We start from the raw sequence: 2,140 nt of genomic DNA on the forward strand, positions 1-2,140 counted from the left end.
GGGCGACGGAGAGGCATTTCATCTCGTCTTCGCTGTAATGCAATTCGTCGTGACGATGGTCTCCAAAGGGCTCTATCGCCATTCGGAGATCAACCCTAAGGCGATGCAGGTATTTCACGCGGACCAGTACTCCTTGGAGGTGAAGAACGGCGGTCATAGTCAATTAATCCACAATGCCGGCAGCGAAATCGACACCATGATTGCCAACGCCAGAGCCGGACTCAGCGCGTGTGGGGCAAAAGGGCAGCTGGCAACATTGGAAAAGATGTCAGCCTGGATTGCCAAGCATCCTGATGAAGCTGCGAAACAAACGGGCTTCGAGGGTGGGCGCGACGATTTCCTGGATACACTTGATGATGCATTCTATGAGGCCGATGACGCCATGCCGATGGAGGATTTGCTCGCGCGTTGGATCGCTTCTTGGCCCGATCTGCAAATTGTCGATGATGACAACTACGATAACGCGATCGATCGACTGGTGCTGTCCAACCCTCAGCGGGAGGCCAGGCTTCTTCACGACTCGGTTGGCAAACTGGTGCGTCAGATGTTGAGCCAGCGCGAAGTCGGCGCCGGCCTCGCCTGCGCAACGATATCGCCATCGGAGATCAAGCTGGGGTTCGGCATGGCGAGGATGCTGGACATCGAAGGCGAAAAGCAGATGGTCTTCCAACTGCGTACCGACGCCGAAGAGCTCCGGTTATGCGCCTCGACAAAGACACACGTCGCAGTTTACGAGTATGTCGCCCCTGAAGACCCTCCTGTCATGCGCCCGGGTGACAACCCGTTGAGAGCGAACGCACCGAGGGTCGGGACACTGCTTGGACGCGCGGAGCAGTCAGAGATTGAGACAGTGATCCAGCTGTCCGAACAAAATCATGCTCCCGTCGCTGTCGACCTTTTGCTGCGCAAGGCTGGCTTCGATCCGCTGGGTGCCATCGTTTCTGCTAACTCGGTGGCGCAAACGGCGGAAGGGCCAGTTGTGAATTGGGTGGTGCTGGCCTCTGACCGGACCTTCCTCTCCCTGTCTTCACCAAATGGCAGTGTGCTCTTGTGTGGCGAGGTTTACGAAAAGCTCGCCGAGGCTACGATGCCTGAACTCGACGCGCACTTTGATCGCTCCGCCGCCGCTGGATAGTTCCCAACTCGCGTCTCACAGTATTCGCACCTAGCGACCTTGCTCATCCTGCCCCCATTGTTGCGTTGCGGGGAGGGGGGCTTTCGGCTATTGAGGCGCAACCTGAAACAGGGACCGCCCCCAAGCCCTATGACGCTTCTCGACTCGGTCAAGAATACGTTCGTTCCGATCCACCGCGAAGGCTATCCCTTCATCGCCGCCTTCGCCGCGGCGACGCTGTTTCTCGGCTATTTCTCCTCGGTCCTGTTCTGGATCGGGCTGATCCTCACCGCATGGTGCATCTATTTCTACCGCGATCCCGAGCGCGTCACGCCGGTCGACGACCGGCTGGTCGTGAGCCCGGCCGATGGCGTGATCTCGGCGGTGGGGCCGGCCGTGCCGCCGAGTGAGCTTGGCCTGGGCCCGGGCGAGATGACCCGGATCTCGGTGTTCATGAACGTGTTTTCCTGCCACATCAACCGCGCTCCGGTGCGTGGGCGGATCACGCGCATTGAGCACAAGCCCGGCAAATTCCTCAATGCCGAGCTCGACAAGGCAAGCGCCGAGAACGAGCGCAACGGCCTGGTCATCGACAGCCCGAACGGCACCATCGCTGCCGTCCAGATCGCCGGGCTGGTGGCGCGTCGCATCGTCTGCTGGGCCGAGGCCGGCGGCTCGATCGCCATCGGCGAGCGTTTCGGCCTGATCCGCTTCGGCTCGCGCGTTGACGTCTTCCTGCCGACAGGCGCCGTGCCGCGCGTCGCGGTCGGCCAGACGGCTGTGGGCGGCGAGACCGTGCTTGCCGAATTCGGCGGCACGGCGGTCACGCCCCTGGTCAGGGTTTCCTGAGCGTTGGGCGCGCCATTCAAGAAATTCGAGGCCCATGCCAGCGGCGGTCCGCGCATCCGCGAGATCCCGATGCGCATGGTGCTGCCCAATCTGGTCACGGTGCTTGCCATCTGCGCCGGCCTTTCGGGCATCCGCTTCGCCTTCGAGAACCGTTTCGAGATCGCGGTGGTCATGGTG

General features: G+C 61.3%; 2 protein-coding genes and 1 pseudogene. All 3 read left to right on the top strand.

Annotation, left to right across the window (positions count from 1 at the left end):
* On the top strand, window positions 1-1,135 hold a 1,135-nt coding region (locus EOA24_RS35330; RefSeq protein WP_127410671.1), incomplete at its 5' end, for a DUF4375 domain-containing protein.
* A gap of 129 nt (window positions 1,136-1,264) precedes the next feature.
* Window positions 1,265-1,963 carry a phosphatidylserine decarboxylase gene (locus tag EOA24_RS35335; RefSeq protein ID WP_126078268.1) on the top strand — a complete coding sequence of 233 codons (699 nt, stop codon included), beginning with the start codon at window positions 1,265-1,267 and terminating at the stop codon, window positions 1,961-1,963.
* A gap of 3 nt (window positions 1,964-1,966) precedes the next feature.
* Window positions 1,967-2,140, top strand: a pseudogene (locus EOA24_RS43540) (CDP-diacylglycerol--serine O-phosphatidyltransferase); the annotation flags it as partial.

The sequence above is a fragment of the Mesorhizobium sp. M2A.F.Ca.ET.039.01.1.1 genome (genome assembly GCF_003998035.1).
GTDB lineage: Bacteria > Pseudomonadota > Alphaproteobacteria > Rhizobiales > Rhizobiaceae > Mesorhizobium.